The sequence below is a fragment of the Algoriphagus ratkowskyi genome (assembly GCF_002150505.1).
In the GTDB taxonomy this organism is placed as follows: domain Bacteria; phylum Bacteroidota; class Bacteroidia; order Cytophagales; family Cyclobacteriaceae; genus Algoriphagus; species Algoriphagus ratkowskyi.
In genome coordinates this window covers 24,495-44,939 of record NZ_MSSV01000011.1, presented here as the reverse complement: position 1 = coordinate 44,939, position 20,445 = coordinate 24,495, and the positions used below count along the sequence as shown (strand labels likewise).

Genomic DNA, 20,445 nt, shown 5'->3' with positions numbered 1-20,445 from the left:
AGGACAAATGCTTATCCCGGAGGGGAATTAACGGCTTTTTTTGTTGAAAAAGGAAAAAGGCTGGTTTGATTTATCGAGTCTAAGGACTTAACTTCGCACAAAAATTTCCAAAGGATGAATATTCACGAATATCAGGCTAAAGAAGTATTAAAAGGTTACGGAGTCCGTATTCAGGAAGGTATAGTCGCCGACACACCTGAAGCAGCTCACGAGGCAGCCGTTAAGTTGAAAGAGCAAACTGGTACAAGCTGGTTTGTGATCAAAGCTCAGATTCACGCAGGTGGTCGTGGAAAAGGCGTTGTCAACGAAACAGGCTCTCATGGAGTTATACTTGCCAAGAAATTGGAAGAAGTCGCTGAAAAAGCAAAAAACATCCTTGGCGGTACATTGGTGACTCACCAGACTGGCCCAGAAGGAAAACTTGTTAATAAGGTTTTGATCGCTGAGGATGTCTATTATCCAGGGGCATCTGAGCCAAAAGAATATTATTTATCTATCCTATTGGATAGAGCTACAGGTAGCAACGTAATCATGGCCTCTACCGAAGGTGGAATGGACATCGAGGAAGTTGCGGAGCATACTCCTGAGAAAATCATGAAAGAGTGGATCGATCCTAAAGTTGGTCTTCAGCCTTTCCAAGCAAGAAAAGTAGCTTTTGCGCTTGGCCTTTCAGGAAACGCTTTTAAAGAAATGGTGAAATTTATCACTGCTCTTTACAATGCATACGAAGGAACTGACTCTTCTCAGTTTGAGATCAACCCAGTATTGAAAACTTCTGACGATAAGATCTTGGCAGTAGATGCTAAAGTGAACATCGATGATAACGCACTTTACAGACAAAAAGAATTGGCAGCATTTAGAGATGTGGCTGAAGAGGATCCTTTAGAAGTAGAAGCTGGTGAATCAGGTTTGAACTATGTAAAACTTGACGGAAACGTAGGTTGCATGGTGAACGGTGCTGGTCTTGCGATGGCGACAATGGACATGATCAAGCTTGTAGGTGGCGAACCTGCTAACTTCCTTGACGTGGGTGGAGGGGCCAATGCTACTACTGTAGAGGCTGGTTTCAGAATCATCCTTAAAGATCCTAATGTAAAAGCTATCCTGATAAACGTTTTTGGTGGTATCGTAAGATGCGACAGAATCGCTAGCGGTGTAGTAGAAGCTTACAAAACTATCGGTGACATCCGAGTTCCAATTATAGTAAGACTTCAAGGAACAAATGCTGCTGAAGGAGCAAAAATCATTGATGATTCAGGATTGAAAGTATTCTCTGCGATCACCTTGAAAGAAGCTGCGGACAAAGTAAAAGCTGTACTCGAAGCATAATATATCAAGTGTACTGAAGAGCAATCTTCGGTACATCATGCACTCGTAGTTCAACTGGATAGAATATCAGATTTCGGCTCTGAGGGTTGAGGGTTCGAATCCTTCCGAGTGCACAAAAAAGCTCAGGCATTATGTCTGAGCTTTTTTCGTTGGCTAACATTTGAGGTTTCCAAAACCTCGAATGTTTACATAGTTTTTTTATGGATATTTTATACCCTCAGTAAGAGGTATTAGATTATTACCAAAACCTAATCATTCCAGCCTTTGCCCCAATCTTCCCAAAAATAACCCCAGGGTGCCTGACGATAATATTGCCCTCTGACTTTAGCATTTTCCACTGACAAATACGATCCATCCTCAGCTTTTAGCAGTCCAGAAAACGTAAAAGTTGCTTCCACAGATGCAGGAAGGCCATTATTTCCAGCTGGCTCCTGATTAAAATCCGGTTTAACATTTACAAGATTGGATACATTCAGCTCAGAGTTGGAATTATCCACACCTAAAGAACTATATCGTTTTTTGCCATCGTAATAATTGAGGGTAAATGCACTAAAATCATCTTGAGTAAAGGCTAGTTTGTAATCGCCCTGACTAAGCAAACCATAGAATTTTTCCTGTGTACTGTACTGGTCACAACCAAAGGATACTAATATTTCCAAGTATCGCTTATAAGAATACTGGTCAGGATCTGCTGCTGTATCAAATTCTGCCAAAGATATACCAGATGCAAGACGTGGGTTGGTGATATATTCATATCCATCTCCACAATTCCCTGTACCTATCCCTCCTATTTGAATTGGATAGGTGTTTTCCCAGCAAAGAGCTTCATAACTTATATTTTTGATAGAGGATGATTCCTGTGGATTAGAATTATAGAAGGCTAATGAGAATTGCCCAAAATGATCAGTGTCAACCTCACAGTTCTCAAGCTCTGGTACGAAATCTACATCTTCTAGACATGAGCTGAAAATAAAAAGGGCTAAAATAGCACTCAAAAAGGAATATGAAAATTGCTTCATATAAAGTTGAATAAGAAAACTAAATTTTAGTAACGATTACTATAAGTTCAGAGTTGCTTGAATTTTCAATGAATAGCCTTAAACTCAAAAATGACGCTTAAATTGATCAATGACAATGGAAAATTAAATTGAAATATATCAGGGCAATGATGGCCAAACTCAAATTGAAGTAAAGTTTGAGAATGAAACTACCTGGTTAACGAATAGCCAATAAGTAGAGCTTTTTGAATCCAGTAAAGCAAACATGAGCGAACATATCAAAAACATCTTCGAATCTGAGGAACTACAAAAAGACACAACTGTTCGGAAATTCCGAACAGTTCAAATGGAAGGTAAAAGGACAGTTGAAAGAGATAGAGCACATTATAACCTAGATGTAATAATCGCTGTCGGTTACCGGGTTAATTCCAAAAGAGGCACTCAATTCCGCCAATGGGCAACCCAACGACTCAAAGATTTCCTTGTTCAGGGCTATGCAATCTATGAAAATAGGCTTTCTCAGAAGCACAAGAAGTTCAGACCCTTAAAGACGGAATCCGGATACTCAGCCGTACAATTGAACAAAAAGCACAAGACCAAAACTTGGATTGGCTTAATCATTTTGCAAAAGGGCTTGAGTTACTGGATGATTATGATCATGAGAACCTTGATAAAAAAGGATTAACTAAAAGACAGGCAAACTATCCTGAGTTAGCGCACTAACAAGAAGTGATCTTAGCTATGAGATCAGATTTTAAATCCTGAGTATTTGGGAAAGAAAAGACGGAAGCTTTGAAAGCGCAGTTGCACAGATTAGCAAGGGTTTTGGTGAAGAAGACTTCTACCCTACGCTTGAAGAAAAAGCAGCAACTCTTCTATACCTGATCGTCAAAAATCACGGCTTCGTGGACGGAAACAAACAGATTGCTGCAGCTTGCCTCCTTCTCTTTTTGCAGTCAAACGATCTGTTGCATAATCAGGAGTTAAACCCTATAATCAGCAATGGTGCACTGGCCAGCTTAACCTTGTTCATTGCTTCCAGCAAACCAGAGGAAATGGACACCGTAAAGAAATTAGTGATCAGCGTTCTGAATAGAAATAACTAGTTTATCAAGAGTTTAAAGGTTTCTAGTAGTAAATTATGTATTTACTTTGCTTTTAGGTAAAAAAATTCATCAGTAGCCATTAAACTATACTTCAGGTAAAATCAAAATTTCGAAGTTTCGAAAAATGGTGGTTTCCGAATTTTTGAGACTATTTTTGTAATACTCCAGTATGGGTATAAGTTATTTTCCCTATTTAGCCGTACTTTCAAAACGAGTCATTTTTTCATTTCTCATCCATAGGAAAAGAAAACATTTGATTTGAAGTATAAATTAAATTCCTTTGCAAGCGGTGCGCACTTTCTCCAAGATAATAGCTCGATTTCTACTCAGCATGTTCTGCTTGTTCATGTTGCATCAATTGGCGCCCCATTCTCATCACCAGCATGAAGTAGAAGTTCTCTCAGATTATCATGCTCACGACCATGAAAGAACAGCGCATGAGCATCATTCAGACGAGAATAGTCCTTTAGACTTTCTTTCCATACTTTTTGCTAATCATGCCCATTCACAGCAGCTAGTTGATCATTCTCCTTCACAAGCACAGTCTACCGAAAATAACGTAAACAAGAGCAAAGTTCAGAGAACGGTTCCAGAACTTTTTCGAGTACCAGTTAATGAGATAAGGCCAGCTTTAGAAAAGACTGTTCCTGAATCGTTAAGGATACCTAAGAACACCTACTTTGTTTCGATTGCCCTTCGAGGGCCCCCTTCATTAGGATAAATCAATCTTTGATGACTTATCAAAGTCAATGAAATAAGCTTTCATTGAGAACTATTGATTCATTCTAAATTCAACTTCATGTTAAAAAATAATGTACTCGCTTTTTGCGTGTGCTTATTTTCGTTTGTTGCTGTAGCTCAGTCTCCCAATACAATGGATGCTTTACAGCAAATCGAACAGAATAATGCCACCCTAAAGGCTTTTTATTCCTTCTTGGAAAGTAAAAAGCTATCGCAAAAAGCATCAAATAACCTCCCTGATCCACAGGCCGGTGCGTATTACCTGCCTTTTGGAGATCATGTAGCGGGTGACTATACAGAGTTTCAAATTACCCAGTCATTTGAATTTCCAACGGTATATAGCACTCGTGGTAACCTCATTGAGATGTTAGAGGCACAAAGCGCCTTGGAATATCAGTTGAAACGGCAAGAGGTATTACTTCCAGCTGTCAAACTCTTAAATGAACTGATTTTCTTAGCCAAAAAAGAGAAGGTTGAGCAAGTCAGAGTTTTGCAGTCTAAGAAGTTATTTGATCAGACTAATGAGCTCTTTGAGCTCGAACAAGCCGGGATTCTGGAACTCAATAAGGCTAAAATCGCCTGGATTCAAGAACAGTTTAAGCTGGATATTTTGACTGCTGATCGAAAAAAGATCATGCTTCAACTTCAAAATCTGAATGGCGGAACTGAGCTGGAGTTTTCTCAAAAAGATTATTCGACCTCTCTGATTATCGAAGATCCAGAAAGTTTATGGCTAGAAAAAATGCAGGTAGATCCTGAATTGAAAGTCCTTTTGGAGCAAGAGAAAGTTGCTCAGCAGCGAATCAAACTTTCTAAAAGTAAATCACTTCCTAATCTAACTGCAGGATATAATTACCAAGGAGTTTCTGGGGCTAACTACTCAGGTATTTATGGAGGAGTTTCTATTCCCTTATGGAGTAGCCGAAATACTGTCAAGGCGGCTGAGGCAAACTATGATTACCAAAAGTCTTTTACACAAGTCCAAACAGATGAGATGCATACCGCTTTTCTGGGTGAATATGAAGTGTATCAGGCGATGCTAAATAAATATCAGGAATATCAGTCCACTCTTCAGTCCTTGGGCAGTGAAGCATTGTTGCTTCAGGCATTTGAATTGGGTGAGCTCTCTTTTATGCAGTATTACCTCGAATTGCAATTTTATCAGCAGGCAATCGATTCCATGTTGGATATGGAGAAACAGTTAAATCAATCCAAATCTGTACTATTAAAACATCAATTATAATATACAAAACTAAAAAATTATGAAAATCTCAAATATTTTATTCGCACTTCTATTGATTATTTCTGTCTCCTGTGGAAACAAAAAAACTGATGACGATCATGGTCACGAACATACAACAGAAGAGGCCCACGGTCATGAACATGAAGCTGAGGATGCCGATCATCATCAAGAAGAATTCAAAGTAGAAAAGGATTCTGCTGTTCATACCCATGAAGATGGCGCCACTCACAGTGACCATTAATCTAGTCGAATTATATTGATTATGCGATATGTAATTCTAATGATTACACTGATCCTAGCCTCCTGTCAGGCCAAGGAAGAGGACGATCATGCCCACGACGTGAGTGGAGAGCATGTGTCAGAGGCATCGGTTGTTCCAACTGTGGATGCCACAGTGTGGACAGATAAAACAGAGTTGTTTGTAGAATATCCAGCTTTGGTGGTAGGTGCTTCCAGTCGATTTGCAGCCCACTTTACGATTATGGACAAGCATCAACCTGTCCGTGAGGGCACATTGACGGTAAGTCTAATAAAAGGTGAGACTGGAATTAGGAATACTGCTGAAGCTCCGGATTCCCCTGGTATTTTCAAGCCCACTTTACAGCCAAAGGAAGCAGGGGTTTATCAATTGGTATTTGAGCTAAAAACACCTACTGTAACTGATCGAATTGTAATTGATCAGGTAACAGTTTATGCTAATTTGGAAGATGCGATAAAAGCATTGGGCACAGCGGAAGTTGATGACGGCTCCATTACTTTTCTGAAAGAGCAGGCTTGGAAAATAGATTTTCAAACTGCAAAAGTTGTAGAAAAGGAAATCTATGAAACCATCCCTACTTCCGGGAGGTGGAAAGTATCTCCTTCGGATTATCAGACGCTTATCGCCACAACTAGTGGGAAAGTGAATTTCAACAGCAGTAATCTCAACGAAGGGATGAAAGTGCAAAAAGGACAATTACTGATGTCTGTAAGCAGTGCCGGATTGACTTCAAATAATCTTTCAGCTGAAATACAAAAAGCGAAAGCTGCTTTTGATCAGGCAAGTCTTGAATATGAGCGAAAGAAACAGCTGTTTGAATCCAAGATAGTTCCCCAGTCCGAATTTGAGATAGTGGAACAGAGGTATCTGGTTGCCAAGTCAACCTATGAAACACTCAGTGCAGGCTATACATCCAGTGGCAAGCAAATCGTTGCTCCATTTGAGGGTTATTTGAAATCAATTTCCGTAGATAATGGAGCATTTGTTTCTGAAGGCGCGAGTTTGGTGACCATTACAAGTCATAAAACCAGTCTCTTGGAAGTCCAAGTGAGCCCATCCTATGCAACTCAGCTTCAGAATATCCACGATATCTACTATCAAAATAGCCCTAATCATTGGTCAAGCCTGAAGACAACCCAAGGTAAAGTGTTATCTGTGGGTAAAGAAGTGGAACGTGATCAACCCTTGCTGTCGGTATTTGCAGAAATCAACGATGTGGTGGAAATGCCTGAAGGTAGCTTCACCGAAGTCCAAATAGCTTTTGGCTTGTCCAAATCGGCAGCAGTTATTCCTGAATCCGCATTGCTGGAAGACTACGGGAATTATTCTGTGATTGTAGAATTGTCGGGAGAAAGCTTTGAAAGAAGAGCTGTACGGATAGGCAGAAGAAATGGGGAAGAAGTTGAAATTTTAGATGGAGTGAAGGTTGGTGAAGTTGTTGTCACACGTGGTGCATACCAGGTGAAGATGGCTTCTATATCAGGACAGGCACCAGCGCATGGCCATGAACATTAATGTATCTACGCTATGCTAAATAAAATCTTATCGATTTCACTACACAATAGATTGTTAGTGCTTTTTGGTGCTGTTGTACTCAGTATAACAGGACTGTTTTTGGCACGAACGATGAATGTGGATGTGTTTCCTGATCTGACAGCACCCACTGTTACGATCTTGACAGAAGCACATGGGATGGAATCAGAAGAAGTGGAAAAACTGGTTACATACCAGTTGGAGACTGCAATGAACGGTTCTCCCAATGTCAGAAGAATCCGTTCTTCATCTGCTGCGGGGATATCGATTGTGTGGATAGAATTTGACTGGGGCACTGATATTTATCGTGCCCGGCAAATTGTGAGTGAGCGAATTCCTATGGTTCAGGAAAATTTACCTGATGGAGTAAGTACTCCTACGATGGCACCGATCTCATCTATCATGGGTGAAATCATGCTTTTGGGAGTTACCTCGGATAGTCTTTCTCCCATGGAGTTACGTACCCTGGCAGATTGGACCATTCGCCCACGAATCAAATCCATAGGTGGAATTGCAAATGTGGTGGTGATCGGGGGTGACTTTAAGCAATACCAAGTTTTTGCCAATCCTGAAAAACTGAAATACTACGATGTCACTTTGGGAGAATTGTTGGAAAAAGTAACCGAGTCCAATATTAATGCTCCGGGAGGTGTATTGAATGAATTCGGAAATCAATACATCATCAAGGGAAGCGGCAGAGCGTATGCAGTGGAAGATTTGCAAGAGGCAGTTTTGAAGCAGGTAAATGGACAATCCATAAAAATAAAAGATGTAGCCACCGTGCAGATTGGAGCAGCAGACAAAATCGGAGATGGATCTCTGAATGCATCCCCAGCTGTGATTCTGACTGTTTCTAAGCAACCTGATGTCAATACTTTGGAGCTTACTGAAAGTTTGGATGAGGCTCTGGCAGATTTGCAGAGCACGCTACCGGCTGGGGTGGAAATCAAAAGTCAGATCTTCAGGCAGTCTGATTTCATCGAGTCTTCTATTTCGAATTTGAACCAAACTTTGCTTGAGGGAGCATTTTTCGTGGTGCTTGTCCTGTTCATCTTCTTGATGAATTGGCGAACTACGGTAATCTCTTTAGTCGCAATTCCAATTTCGTTATTGGTATCCGTGATCGTTTTAAACCTTTTGGGATATACGATCAATACCATGAGTCTAGGAGGGATGGCTATTGCAATAGGTGCATTGGTGGATGATGCGATAATAGACGTTGAGAATGTATTCAAAAGATTGAGAGAGAACGTTCGGAAGCCTATTGAACAGCGGCAGTCAGTGCTAAAAGTAGTTCGGGATGCTTCGGTTGAGATCCGTAGTTCGATCATTATAGCTACCCTGATTATCATTGTTTCTTTTATTCCGCTATTCTTTTTAAGCGGAATGGAAGGACGATTATTACAGCCTTTGGGAATTGCATTTATCACCTCAGTTTTGACATCCTTGATCGTAGCAGTGACGGTGACTCCCGTTCTTTGTTCCTATTTGTTGAAAAATGAAAAGGTACTTGAAAAACAAGCGGAAGGAACCAAAGTAGAACGATGGTTGCAAAAGCACTATTCCGCAGTCTTACGCAGAGCCCTGGAAATCCCCAAATGGATCATAGGTCTGACTGCTGCTGCATTTATAGTGAGCTTAATCCTTTTCTCACAACTGGGACGCAGCTTTCTTCCGGAGTTCAATGAGGGTTCCTTGGTGATCAGTGTAGTGGGTATTCCTGGAATGTCTTTGGAAGAAAGTAACAAAACTGGTTTATTGGTAGAGCAGATTCTCTTAGACATGCCGGAGGTGAATGTAGTAACCAGAAGAACGGGACGGGCTGAATTGGACGAGCATGCGCAGGGCGTAAATGCTGCTGAAATCGATGTTCCATTTGTCCTTTCAGATAAAACCAAAGAGGAGTTTTTCGAAGAAGTGCGAACTAAACTGAGTTTGGTCCCAGGCGCAAGTATAACGCTTGGGCAGCCAATTGCACATCGGATAGACCATATGCTTTCTGGTACTCGCGCTAATATTGCTATCAAAGTCTTTGGCTCTGACCTTCAGCGCTTGTTTGAGGTGGGGAAGAATATCGAAACGAGCATCAAGTCAATTGAGGGTATTGCTGATGTGGCGGTAGATCAGCAAGTAGAAGTTCCTCAACTGAGGATTACTCCGAATCGACAATTACTTGCCGCTAACGGAATGACGGTGTCTGATTTGATGGAGCAGATTGATATTGCTTTTGCCGGCGAAAAGGCAGGCGAGATCTATGAAGGACAAAAGTACTTTGATCTGGTAGTAAGATTTAGACCTGAATCAAGAAGCACAAGAGCTAGTATTGACAAAGCCTTGATTTCACTGCCTAATGGAGGTCAAATCCCTCTGGATCAACTAGCTAGTATAGGGTCAGTGAGTAGCCCAAATACCATAAGTCGAGAAAATGTTCAGCGCAAAATTGTAATCGCAGCAAACGTACAAGGCAGAGATCTGCGAAGTGTGGTCAATGATATCCAACAAATCATTGGAGATCAAATTCAGCTTCCAGAAGGATATCGTGTCGAATATGATGGACAGTTTGAAAGTGAGGCAAAAGCTTCTCAGCTTCTCTTAATTACTGCAGGTATGGCAGTTTTGGTTATTTTCCTTTTGCTGTATTACGAGTTTCAGGATATTAAACTCTCCTTGGTGGTGCTACTTAATTTACCTTTAGCACTGATTGGTGGAATTCTGATTGTCTACTTTACTTCGGGTGTGATTAGTATAGCTGCCACAATTGGTTTTATCAGCTTGTTTGGTATCGCGACCAGAAACGGAATACTCCTCGTTTCTAGGTATGAAGACCTGAGAAAGGAAGGGAAAGTTGGAGCTGAACTCTTGCTTGAAGGTGCAATGGATCGTCTCAATCCTATCCTAATGACAGCATTAACTACCGGGTTGGCATTGATTCCTTTGGCACTAAAAGGTAATGAAGCTGGAAATGAGATTCAGAGCCCAATGGCTGTCGTTATTTTGGGAGGGTTGCTTACTGCCACCTTACTGAATCTATTTGTGATACCATGTGTGTATGAGTTGGTTTTGAAAAGGGAAAACCGGCAATTAGATTAATAGATTAGATGCCTCGTTGTAAATGCAGCGGGGCATTTTTTTTAGTTGGATACGATCTAACTGATTCTCGAATCATTCAAACAAATCGAGTTGAACTCTATAAAATCTTTTAGATTATTTACACAATGAAAACGCTGACAACAATTGGCTTAGTTAAAGTCTACCAATTCTCTTGAAATCCCCCTACCTAAGCTTAAATTTTCTTAAAAAATCTATGCTCCTTTCATTGCATTTTTAAACTGTCCGTTTTTCTCTAATTTTATAAATTATCACCAATCGCACCTGTGGTTAAATTAGGAGTTATCCCAACGTATTTTGCTTTTTAATTCGCTGGACTTTGCAGTCTTTCTGCCCATAGTATTTGTATTATATTGGTTTGTACTAGGTAAAAATCTAAAAGCCCAAAACATTCTCATTGTAGCATCAAGCTATCTATTTTATGGATGGTGGGACTGGAGATTTTTGGCTTTGATCGCGTTTAGCACCTTAGTTGATTATTTTGTAGGAATCCAGCTATACAATGCAAAAGCCTCATCTCATCGCAAATTGCTCTTGATTTTAAGTCTTTTGATCAATATTGGTCTCTTGGGTTTCTTTAAATACTATAATTTCTTCCTCGATAATTTTGTGGACGCTTTCATTGTTTTGGGAATGCCGATCAAGGATAATACCCTGAATATTATTTTACCTGTTGGAATCAGTTTTTACACATTTCAGACGATGAGCTATTCCATAGATATTTATAGGAAAAAGTTAAAACCAACCAAAGATTTGGTCGCTTTTTCGGCATTTGTTAGTTTCTTCCCCCAGCTGGTAGCGGGCCCAATTGAGAGAGCATCAAATCTTCTACCTCAGTTTTATCAAAAAAGAAAATTTGATTATTCGCAGGCGACCGATGGATTAAGACAAATCTTATGGGGATTATTCAAGAAAATTGTTATTGTGCAGAATTTGCCAATACCATATTTAATAACTCCTCTCAGTACGAAGGAAGCACCTTATTGCTTGGGGCAATATTTTTTACTTTTCAGATATATGGGGATTTTTCCGGTTATTCTGATATTGCGATTGGCACATCCAGGTTATTTGGATTCAGCTTAATGCAAAATTTTGCTTTCCCATATTTCTCCAGAAATATGGCAGAATTCTGGAGACGATGGCATATATCCCTATCTACATGGTTTAGAGATTATGTTTACATTCCATTAGGCGGCAGTAAAGGAAATAAATTACAACAAATCAGAAACATCTTCATCATATTTATACTTAGCGGCTTTTGGCATGGTGCAAACTGGACATTTATAGTTTGGGGGGCGTTGAACGCACTTTACTTTGTTCCGTTATTGCTGTTAGGCAGAAATAGACAACACTTAGATATCGTGGCATCGGATAGGAAATGGCCAAGTTTAAAAGAATTAATAGCCATGTTAGGAACATTTTGCCTAACCGTATTTTCTTGGATTTTCTTCAGAGCTGAGGACATGGATCATGCACTTAGCTACATCTCCAGAATTTTCACCATTAAATTGGTTGCATTACCAAACTTTTCTTTATTCCCTGGAGCTATCACTTTATTGGTATTGATTGGTTGTTTTCTTTTAGCTGAGTGGAAAGGCAGAATCGGACAATACGGGATATCAGGATTAAAAGATGTTCCAAGAAAAGCATACAGATGGTCAATTTATCTGTTTATAATTTTGATCATTGATATTTTCGGAAACACTTCCGAAGAAATAGAATTTATATATTTCCAGTTTTGAAAGCATAATGATAAATCACTTCTTTAAAAGAATAATTTCTTTTCTTATAATGCTGATGGCTCTCAATATTTTCATGTTCTTTTTAATAAAAGGTTTTTATATAAAGGATTACAATGAAGTTGATTTAAATTATTCCTCGTATTTGCTCGCTGACTCCCATGGCACCCCATTGGGTGATTTTACTGAGATTAATAATGTCCATAATTTTTCAGGACAAAGTGATTCGTATCTTGATATGGAGCGTAAGTTGAAGTACTTAATTCGGAATACCCAAGTGGAAAAAATCTATATCAGTGTTGATGACCATACACTTTCTCCAACCAGAGAAAATCAAAATAATTTAGACAGATCCGCATACTATACTACTAAAAATGACTACTCAAGTTATTTAAAATATATACGTGAAAAATACCTTGTTTATTACTGTGTATTTTTAAATGACCGATATAATCTAGTGATAAAGCATTTCATACAGGATGAATTATTTAATACTTCAAAATGGGGAGGAGTCAGATCAAAAAGTTCTTGGGAAAATCTATCAGCTATACAGCAACAGGAAATTAGCAGAGATCGTATTAATAATTATTTTAAAACCTCAACTCCATCTGCAGGAATGTCAGAATCCTTACTTAGGATTATTTCACTCTGTCAACAAAACGATATTGACTTAATAGGACTGAGATTTCCATTTACAAAAACATATGCCGACATACTGAATAATGAAAGTTATAATGCAGACAGTGTATTAATGAACTATGATTTACCAATTATAGATTTTGATAGTTTATACTTAGAACAGGATTCCTTGTTTAGGGATATGGATCATTTAGATAGAAAAGGTGGGGAGAAATTTGCGAAGGTTTTGTTCAACAATCAAGGTGTAAGTAAAATAAATAATTGAATTGCCATAAAATCAGATTTTGAATACGGAGTTTTTGGGAAAGAAAAGACGGAAGCTTTGAGAGCGCAGTTGCACAGATTAGCAAGGGTTTTGGTGATGAGGACTTCTACCCTACGCTTGAAGAAAAAGCAGCTACTCTTCTATACCTGATCGTCAAAAATCACGGCTTCGTGGACGGAAACAAACGGATTGCAGCAGCTTGCTTCCTTCTCTTTTTGCAGTCAAACGATTTGTTGCGTCATGAGAAGGGTGCCTCTATCATCAGCAATCATGCACTGGCCAGCTTAACCTTGTTCATTGCTTCAAGTAAACCCGAGGAAATGGAGACAGTCTAGAAATTAGTGATCAGTGTTTTGATTAGGAATAACTAATCCCAAATAAATTATTTGAGGGATATCTTTTACTATCCCTCTTTCCTTACCACCAAATGCATCTGCCCTATACCTGGTATCAATAAGGAAATTAGTGCAGGAATTCCATGCTTCTGATTGGTTATAAGTCAAATTTCTAAGTGTAAACGCCCTTCCTAACTCAACTACAAATCCAAAACTGTAAATTTCTTTGGTATTTTATTCACATCTAGGGGAAAATTTGTAATCAAAGATATAGTACCCACACGATATAAGATTACATCATCCAAAACTATACACGCTTACCATGCCGAATATTCGTTCAGTTTTTTTCCTATTACTCTTTTTATGTTTTTGTCGGATGCCTACGGCTATCGCTCAGCAGTCTATCCCCTACCTTAATTTGGACATACAGAATGGAGATCTTGTGTTTGTCGGGGCACAGGAAGAGCATTTGTCTGGCGCCATCAACAGAGTTACTCATCGAGATAGTCATATCTCTTTCGACCATGTCGGTATCATTGAAGTATGCGACGAGTCTGTCTTTATTCTTCATACGATTGGCAAAAAAGGATCTGTACGTGAACCGCTGGATAGTTTGGTCCTAAGCCAAACCGCCCAGAACCGTCGTTTCGCAGTTTATAGGCTAACTAATACGGATCAAAACTCCATCAATCAGGCTATCAGTACGTCCAAAACACTGCTGGGAAAACCGTATAATTGGAGCTATGTCCTAAATGATACTTCCTATTATTGTTCGGATTTTGTAGAGCGAGCTTATCGTCATGCAGGGATATTTGAGTTGGAACCCATGACCTTCATCAACCCAGACACTCAGAAAACAGACATATTCTGGGTGGACTTCTATCAGAAGCTTGGTATTGATGTGCCGGAAGGGAAACTGGGTTGTAATCCGAACGGTCTGGCAGCAAACGAGAACCTGAAAGTCATTGGGTATCTAAAAATTTAAAAACTCCAGAGGTAGTAGTATGATTTTTTTCCTCTTACATGGATTTACTTTCCTATTTAATGGCTCAAGTCTAAGATAAGCTACAGGGTTAATTCTACACGCTTAGTCTGCGCACTAAGTTGAAAAGCTAGCATGAATAAGGCTGAAAAATATTGTCCAGCTTTTTGTAGCAAATCCATTGGGAGATTATTCATCCCTAGTTACTGTAGCTTGAGCATTTAAAACCGATGGAAGATTGCGGGGCAACTTTCTCGCTGTCCTGTATACAAATCATTCCCATGGAAAATGATTATAGTATCTTAGTGCCCTTATGAAAAAACTTCAGATCCATTCTCTTCCCTTAGAGGAAGTAATGGCAGATATAGCCAAAGGTTTAAATACAAGTTATGTAAATGATTGCGGCGAATATACTGTACTCCTTCCTGATGAATGGGGCTCAGGTATCATCAAAGCAATCAATTTTAATGGCGGTTTAGGTATCTTGATTTATGCATGCACATTCAATTGTGATATAGAAATGTGCTTTTCTGTTAATCTCACACACCCTTTAAAGTTTCTATTCTGTCTGGAAGGCAGTATTTCACACTTTTTTGAACAGGATGAGCAAAGACATTCTCTCCAAAAGTATCAAAACATCATTGTAGCAAGCCAAGGGCACAATGGGCATGTGTTACACTTCAAAAAAAACACGTTCACTGAAATCTATAGCCTGGAAGTAGACCGAGAAATATTCAAGGAGAAAATGTCCTGTGAGTTAAAAAAGACCAAGCCAGCCCTGCGATCAATTTTTAATGATCAAAAAGCGAAGCAATCCTTCTATTACAATGGATTATACAGTCTGGTGTTGGGAGAAATATTTGATGAAATGAAATCACAACATCACGAACATCTCATTAAAAAAATATGGCTTGAAAGCCAATCCTATAGAATGCTCGCTCAACAGCTGATCCAATATAACGATGATTTAGAAGGGAATTCAGAAAAAAAGATTCTTCGAAAATCAGAAGCTGATGCGATTAAGGAAGCTGTTGAAATTATGAAATTGGAATTAGACACAATCAATTCATTAAATTCCATTGCACAGCGAGTAGGACTAAGTTCAAAAAAATTTCAGAATGGATTTCGCCATTTCTATAACAAAAGCGCCAATGAATACCTTCAATATTTGCGACTTACATTAGCAAAAAATTTACTAATAAACACGCAGGAAAGTTTACAGGAAATAAAAGATAAAGTGGGGTTTAGCAGTCAGAGCTATTTTAGCGAACTCTTTAAAAAAATGTATCATACCACCCCTTCCAATTTCAGAAAAGAATTTAGAAATAAATAAGCAATCATAACCAACTAAACAACAATTAGAATTATAGAAGACAACAGGTAATGGTGTAGTTATATTTAATAGACCTATGTACAACTAGTTTTAAAGCTAAAAGATATTTATTTTGTATTCAATACATCGTTATTTATGATTTGCGTAAGGTCTCCTTTACGCGTATGTAAGCTACCTTACAAGCATCTATAAAATCCCTCGCCCAGAAGCTGCCAAGAATCTCCCCATTTTTTAAAACCTTATAGGTATAGTCTTTTTCATATGAGATGATCGGATTCTCCTCCAGAGAAACTTCCAGTATCTTAAATTCATTATTCAACCTAACAGTAAAAGCCTGTAATTCCTTCTCTATATTTCCAATTATTGGATCAAATGGAATTTCAAGGTAAGTCAGTAAGCTAGCTGTTTTACCCACTGAATTCCTTTCAATCCACTCTATACATTTTAGCTCCTTACTGAAAACTCCTTCAATTCTAAAAACCGGTAAGCTTCCTTCCAACTGCCTGGAACTGACTTCCATAAGGTGATGTTCTCCAGAAAAAACCACAAATACGCTATCCATTAATTTCTACCTAAAAGTCAATTATCCTCCTGAAATCATTACAGAGGAGAAAATTACAGACTGATTAGGTAATTCTTTATCGAATTTGCATCAATAAATAACGATTTAGATTCTGAATTAAGAATGTATAAGAAGGATGGTAATTCGTGTTCACTCTTCAAGACTTGGCTGGCGATGCTATATCTATTGACAGCATCACAAATAAGGTAAAAACACTTAATGAGATTAGAGATAAGGTCAAACGTTAACTTTGAACATAAGCTGTACTACAGCTTTTTATAGGGCGTAAGGAAAAGAAAGTCGCAGCATATTTTATTTAGCTCCGTGTAGAAGAAGTCCTTCCCTAATACGCAGGATTACCTTTCCTCAGATAAACACGCTCACCTTCAATTCTATCTATTACCATCACATCATTTTCTAATATGCTTAAGGCTCTTTTCCATTGGTCTGGATCTGTGATGAAATTTTCATACGCTAAATCCAGAATCTGTCCTACCTCAGGCATTTTAAACATCACAGGACATATAAAAGAAATCTCAGGCTCAGTAGGGATGTGGATAATTACTTTTGCTACCACATCATCCTCTTTCGAAGTCATGTTATTAGGGTCGTCAGTCATTGTTTGATAATTTTAAGAAGGTTACAAAATATATAATTTTTTAAGAAATTCCAGAATACAGTTCCTTTCGAATTAGTCAATATAATCTACTTATGACAGTAAATTAAATAGGATCTGTTTTCCATTTTTAATGCTGTTGCATTATCCAGAATCAACGGCATTCGTTTTTTTGGTATTATGAATTTGCGACATCAGTGAATTTGCTTCTGTAGTGATGATAGAATACGTTTTTTTTATTTCACCAGTTTCTTTATCTGTCCATTCCTCCCAAATCCCTGCCAATGCAAAAATACTTAAACCCTCTAGATGAATGAAATAGGATAGGTCCTACTCTTAAAATGTCTCCACTCATAGAAACCTGTTACCGGGAGAATGCAACGTCTCTTAAGGATTGCTGACCGAAATGATGGAAGCTCAAAAATTGATCATTGAGATGATAGTGATCACTTGTTGACTTAGCCCTGTCATTATGAATACTCTCCTAAAAATCTTCATCAAAGTCCAGAGATGACTGGCTTATGTGGTAGCACATCTTATTTGACCATTGTTCTAGTTTAAAATAGAGAATTTAACAACTCTTTAAAAATAAGATATCTGAGTAGGCTAGGAATTATTATGTAGATAATCGCATTTACTCAACTTTGACATAAGCTACCAAATCAATCCATCCCCATTTCATGAATTTCATTTTGTCCTCTGCGTGGTAAAAACGAATACAAAAATCAAGAAAGAAAACTGCACAAATCATTAAATCGAAAATCTGTAGAAGGGTGGTTATCTCCTCTGGAAGCTTAAAAAAGGCAACTATTAAAAGTGCGAAAAGGAGATATATGGATAAAATAATCACCAAAACATCTAGAAAACGAACTCTATTGGTAAAGCTTCCCATGAGAAATTTCCTTATTAGTTATTAATCAATTCGCACCCCTACCATCGCCCAAAAAACAGGTTCAGCAATTACCTTTACGCCAATTTCTCTTGCCTTCAAAGATTTACCAGAAAGTGAGTTCCGATATAATTGGTTTGGACGTATATTTTTTTTTAACAGTTTGGTTCACAGGGTCTACTTCATTTCCAAGTGCTTGAATGCGCCAAGAGTCCATTGAGCTTAGTCTATTTTAACTATTTTTGTTTCTGATGAAAGTTTGTATTGCTGAAAAGCCAAGTGTCGCCCGTGAAATTGCCTCTGTTCTAGGAGCTAATATTAGGCACGATGGATATTATGAGGGGAATGGCTATATAGTAACCTATACTTTCGGACACTTTTGCACCTTATTTGAACCGAACGATTATGATCCTCATTGGAAGAGTTGGAGCCTTAGTCACCTTCCTATGCTTCCCGAAAAGTTCAAGACTAAAGTCGTTAATAATGTTGGGGTCAAGAAGCAATTTGACATTGTAAAAAAGCTATTTGACACAGCTACGCTTGTGATTAACTGTGGTGACGCTGGCCAAGAGGGAGAGTTGATTCAGCGATGGGTAATTGAACAAGCGGAGTATAAAGGGGAAGTCAAACGCTTATGGATTTCATCTTTGACCACAGAGGCAATCAAGGAAGGCTTCGAAAAACTGCAACCCTCTGCTAAGTACGACAATCTGTATTATGCTGGATATTCCCGGGCAATCGGGGATTGGCTGTTAGGAATGAATGCCACGCGTTTATACACGGTGAAACATGGTGGATACAAACAGGTCTTATCCATCGGAAGAGTCCAAACGCCTACGCTAGCGATGATTGTTAACCGCTTTAAAGAAATTCAAAATTTTCAGCCACAACCTTTTTGGGAATTACAAACGGTATATAGAGAGACCGTATTTAACTGTGAAGAGGGGAAATTTTTAAAGAAAGAAGATGGAGAGGCTTTTGCCAACGTGGTAAAAGAACATGACTTTGAAGTCGTCTCTATTGCTAATAAAAAAGGAAAGGATTACGCACCTAAGCTTTTTGACTTGACAGGATTACAGGTGTATTGCAATAATAAGTTTGGCCTTTCTGCCGATGAAACACTTAAAATAGCGCAGCAACTATACGAACAGAAATTAATCACCTACCCAAGAGTGGATACCACTTTTTTACCGAATGATATTTACCCCAAAGCAAAAGGAATTTTAGAAAAGCTAACGAATTATACCTCGCTAACTCAACCACTTTTCGGCAAAAAATTAAAAAAGTCTACCAAGGTTTTCAATGATAAAAAAGTAACCGATCACCATGCCATGATTCCTACAGGAGTTCAAAGCAGTTTACACGGGAATCACCTAAAAGTATATGATATTATTTCCAGGAGATTCATCGCCGTGTTTTATGATGATTGTGCGGTGTCCAATACCACAGTATTAGGAAAAGTGGATACGGTTCCGTTTAAAACAACCGGGAAAGTTATTTTAGAAAAAGGCTGGAGGGTTGTTTTTGAAATTGCTGACGGCAAAGATAAAAAGGAGAAAGATGAGTTGCCACTCTTTACTAAAGGAGAAAAAGGGCCGCATGAACCTTCGTTCCTGGAGAAAGAAACCAAAGCACCTCATCAATATACCGAGGCAACTTTGTTAAGAGGCATGGAAACAGCCGGCAAGCAAGTTGACGATGAAGAGTTGCGTGAATTAATGAAAGAGAATGGCATTGGTCGTCCATCTACTCGGGCAAATATTATTGAAACACTCTTCAGGCGACAATACATTGAACGGAATAAAAAGCAAATTTTGCCCACCCAAACAGGAGTGCAATTGATCGATATCATTAAGAATGATCTACTGACCTCTGCAGAACTCACAGGGCGGTGGGAAAAACAATTGAAAGAGATAGAAAAAGGGAATTTCAACGCGGGCTCTTTTGTGAAGAACATGAAGATAATGGTGGAGCATTTGGTCTACGAAGTTATAAGGGAACAAAGCCGTACTAAAATATCTCACCCCACTGAAACCAAGGTTCCTGAAAAAGAAAAATCAACAACCGCAACTGAACTTGTGGGATATGCTTGTCCAAAATGCAAGGAAAGTTCGCTGCTCAAAGGAAATTCGAGTTACGGATGCAGCGCCTATAAAACAGGATGTGACTTTTTACTTCCTTTTTCCTTCGAAGGAAAGACTATATCAGAGAATCAGTATTTGCGTTTGCTCCAGAAAGGATCTACTGTCAATTTGAAAGGATTTAAAACAGCGACAGGCGACAAAGAAGGATTGCTACGTTTCAATGATCATTTTCAACTCGTTTTGGAAGAAAAGAAAGTAGCCAACTCTTCTAAAAATAATCCTCCTGTCATTTCCTGCCCATTATGCAAAAAGGGAACTATCATAAGAGGGAAAACGGCTTATGGATGCAGCGCTTACAAAGAAGGATGTGACTTTAGATACTCTTTTGATGCCCTCCGAGAAAAAGCGAATAAGAAACCTTTAACCGCTGAGCTAGTGATATCATTATTGAAGGAGAGCGTGAGTGTTTGAGCTGTTAAATGAATGATATAGCGGTTTTGACTTGAGAGTCAGTAGAAATAAGAGAGGGTTCCAAGGCAAGTTTAAGCAAGCCTTAGGAAACCCTATCAAAGCTTATAGCATATCTTAGTAATTCCCTTCCTGCTCCCTTTAATCAACCTTATAACATGTGAGAAACAGAATGCCTATTTTTTTCATGTGTCTGAATATGAAAAAAGAACGACT

Annotated in this window: 19 protein-coding genes, 1 tRNA gene and 2 pseudogenes; 17 read left to right on the top strand and 5 right to left on the bottom strand. The window is 38.7% G+C overall.

Translation table 11 applies throughout. From position 1 onward, the window contains the following. Positions 1 to 114: 114 nt before the first annotated feature. Together sucC and BVH02_RS12605 are read left to right on the top strand one after the other, a co-directional pair. Positions 115 to 1,329 carry an ADP-forming succinate--CoA ligase subunit beta gene (sucC, locus tag BVH02_RS12610; RefSeq protein ID WP_086501808.1) on the top strand — a complete coding sequence of 405 codons (1,215 nt, stop codon included), beginning with the start codon at positions 115 to 117 and terminating at the stop codon, positions 1,327 to 1,329. 39 nt (positions 1,330 to 1,368) lie between these two features. Beyond that, positions 1,369 to 1,442 (top strand) — tRNA-Arg (locus BVH02_RS12605). A gap of 135 nt (positions 1,443 to 1,577) precedes the next feature. On the opposite strand, the gene BVH02_RS12600 is transcribed toward BVH02_RS12605, so the two are convergent. Then, positions 1,578 to 2,348, bottom strand: coding sequence for a hypothetical protein (locus tag BVH02_RS12600; protein ID WP_086501807.1), 771 nt, complete (start codon positions 2,346 to 2,348; stop codon positions 1,578 to 1,580). A 244-nt stretch (positions 2,349 to 2,592) separates the two neighbouring features. Here BVH02_RS12600 and rhuM point away from each other — a divergent pair, with 244 nt between their 5' ends. The 14 genes and pseudogenes from rhuM to BVH02_RS12540 all read left to right on the top strand — a co-directional run bounded on the left by rhuM (position 2,593) and on the right by BVH02_RS12540 (position 15,610). Next, a complete protein-coding gene (gene rhuM, locus BVH02_RS12595) occupies positions 2,593 to 3,012 on the top strand; it encodes a RhuM family protein (RefSeq protein WP_086501806.1) in 420 nt (139 codons plus the stop codon). A 73-nt stretch (positions 3,013 to 3,085) separates the two neighbouring features. Next, positions 3,086 to 3,220, top strand: a pseudogene (locus BVH02_RS21980) (hypothetical protein); the annotation flags it as partial. Between the two features lie 12 nt (positions 3,221 to 3,232). Beyond that, positions 3,233 to 3,433, top strand: coding sequence for a hypothetical protein (locus BVH02_RS21785; protein WP_240507428.1), 201 nt, complete (start codon positions 3,233 to 3,235; stop codon positions 3,431 to 3,433). Positions 3,434 to 3,779: 346 nt separating this feature from the next. Then, on the top strand, positions 3,780 to 4,154 hold the full coding sequence (locus BVH02_RS12585) for a hypothetical protein (protein ID WP_086501804.1): 375 nt from the start codon (positions 3,780 to 3,782) through the stop codon (positions 4,152 to 4,154). A gap of 78 nt (positions 4,155 to 4,232) precedes the next feature. Further along, on the top strand, positions 4,233 to 5,417 hold the full coding sequence (locus tag BVH02_RS12580; protein WP_086501803.1) for a TolC family protein: 1,185 nt from the start codon (positions 4,233 to 4,235) through the stop codon (positions 5,415 to 5,417). 19 nt (positions 5,418 to 5,436) lie between these two features. After that, a complete protein-coding gene (locus BVH02_RS12575) occupies positions 5,437 to 5,658 on the top strand; it encodes a hypothetical protein (protein ID WP_086501802.1) in 222 nt (73 codons plus the stop codon). Positions 5,659 to 5,679: 21 nt separating this feature from the next. Then, a complete protein-coding gene (locus BVH02_RS12570; protein WP_086501801.1) occupies positions 5,680 to 7,191 on the top strand; it encodes an efflux RND transporter periplasmic adaptor subunit in 1,512 nt (503 codons plus the stop codon). Between the two features lie 12 nt (positions 7,192 to 7,203). After that, entirely contained in the window at positions 7,204 to 10,299 is a 3,096-nt protein-coding gene (locus tag BVH02_RS12565) for an efflux RND transporter permease subunit (RefSeq protein ID WP_086501800.1), read from the top strand. Positions 10,300 to 10,614: 315 nt separating this feature from the next. Continuing rightward, a complete protein-coding gene (locus tag BVH02_RS21975) occupies positions 10,615 to 11,400 on the top strand; it encodes an MBOAT family O-acyltransferase (protein WP_317045433.1) in 786 nt (261 codons plus the stop codon). Further along, positions 11,301 to 12,059 carry an MBOAT family O-acyltransferase gene (locus tag BVH02_RS21970; RefSeq protein WP_317045432.1) on the top strand — a complete coding sequence of 253 codons (759 nt, stop codon included), beginning with the start codon at positions 11,301 to 11,303 and terminating at the stop codon, positions 12,057 to 12,059. Before BVH02_RS21975 ends, BVH02_RS21970 begins: the two co-directional genes overlap by 100 nt. Before the next feature lie 55 nt (positions 12,060 to 12,114). After that, positions 12,115 to 12,960, top strand: coding sequence for a hypothetical protein (locus tag BVH02_RS12555; RefSeq protein WP_223271743.1), 846 nt, complete (start codon positions 12,115 to 12,117; stop codon positions 12,958 to 12,960). Between the two features lie 23 nt (positions 12,961 to 12,983). Next, complete coding sequence (locus BVH02_RS21965) at positions 12,984 to 13,295, top strand: type II toxin-antitoxin system death-on-curing family toxin (RefSeq protein ID WP_086501798.1); 312 nt, start codon at positions 12,984 to 12,986, stop codon at positions 13,293 to 13,295. A 376-nt stretch (positions 13,296 to 13,671) separates the two neighbouring features. Then, positions 13,672 to 14,280, top strand: coding sequence for a YiiX/YebB-like N1pC/P60 family cysteine hydrolase (locus tag BVH02_RS12545; protein WP_086501797.1), 609 nt, complete (start codon positions 13,672 to 13,674; stop codon positions 14,278 to 14,280). A 310-nt stretch (positions 14,281 to 14,590) separates the two neighbouring features. Continuing rightward, positions 14,591 to 15,610, top strand: a complete 1,020-nt coding sequence (locus BVH02_RS12540; protein ID WP_086501796.1) for a helix-turn-helix domain-containing protein — start codon at positions 14,591 to 14,593, stop codon at positions 15,608 to 15,610. 133 nt (positions 15,611 to 15,743) lie between these two features. Here the strand turns inward: BVH02_RS12540 and BVH02_RS12535 are convergent, their stop codons facing one another. From BVH02_RS12535 to BVH02_RS21415, 4 genes and pseudogenes are all read right to left on the bottom strand, one after another. Next, positions 15,744 to 16,172 carry a hypothetical protein gene (locus BVH02_RS12535; RefSeq protein WP_086501795.1) on the bottom strand — a complete coding sequence of 143 codons (429 nt, stop codon included), beginning with the start codon at positions 16,170 to 16,172 and terminating at the stop codon, positions 15,744 to 15,746. Between the two features lie 343 nt (positions 16,173 to 16,515). Continuing rightward, on the bottom strand, positions 16,516 to 16,791 hold the full coding sequence (locus tag BVH02_RS12530; protein WP_086501794.1) for a hypothetical protein: 276 nt from the start codon (positions 16,789 to 16,791) through the stop codon (positions 16,516 to 16,518). 141 nt (positions 16,792 to 16,932) lie between these two features. Next, a pseudogene (locus tag BVH02_RS22050) lies at positions 16,933 to 17,213 on the bottom strand (SOS response-associated peptidase). Positions 17,214 to 17,422: 209 nt separating this feature from the next. After that, positions 17,423 to 17,680, bottom strand: coding sequence for a hypothetical protein (locus BVH02_RS21415; RefSeq protein WP_086501792.1), 258 nt, complete (start codon positions 17,678 to 17,680; stop codon positions 17,423 to 17,425). Between the two features lie 248 nt (positions 17,681 to 17,928). Here BVH02_RS21415 and BVH02_RS12510 point away from each other — a divergent pair, with 248 nt between their 5' ends. Then, positions 17,929 to 20,232 (top strand): type IA DNA topoisomerase, encoded by a 2,304-nt coding sequence (locus BVH02_RS12510; RefSeq protein WP_086501791.1) that lies wholly within the window; start codon positions 17,929 to 17,931, stop codon positions 20,230 to 20,232. Positions 20,233 to 20,445: the final 213 nt, after the last annotated feature.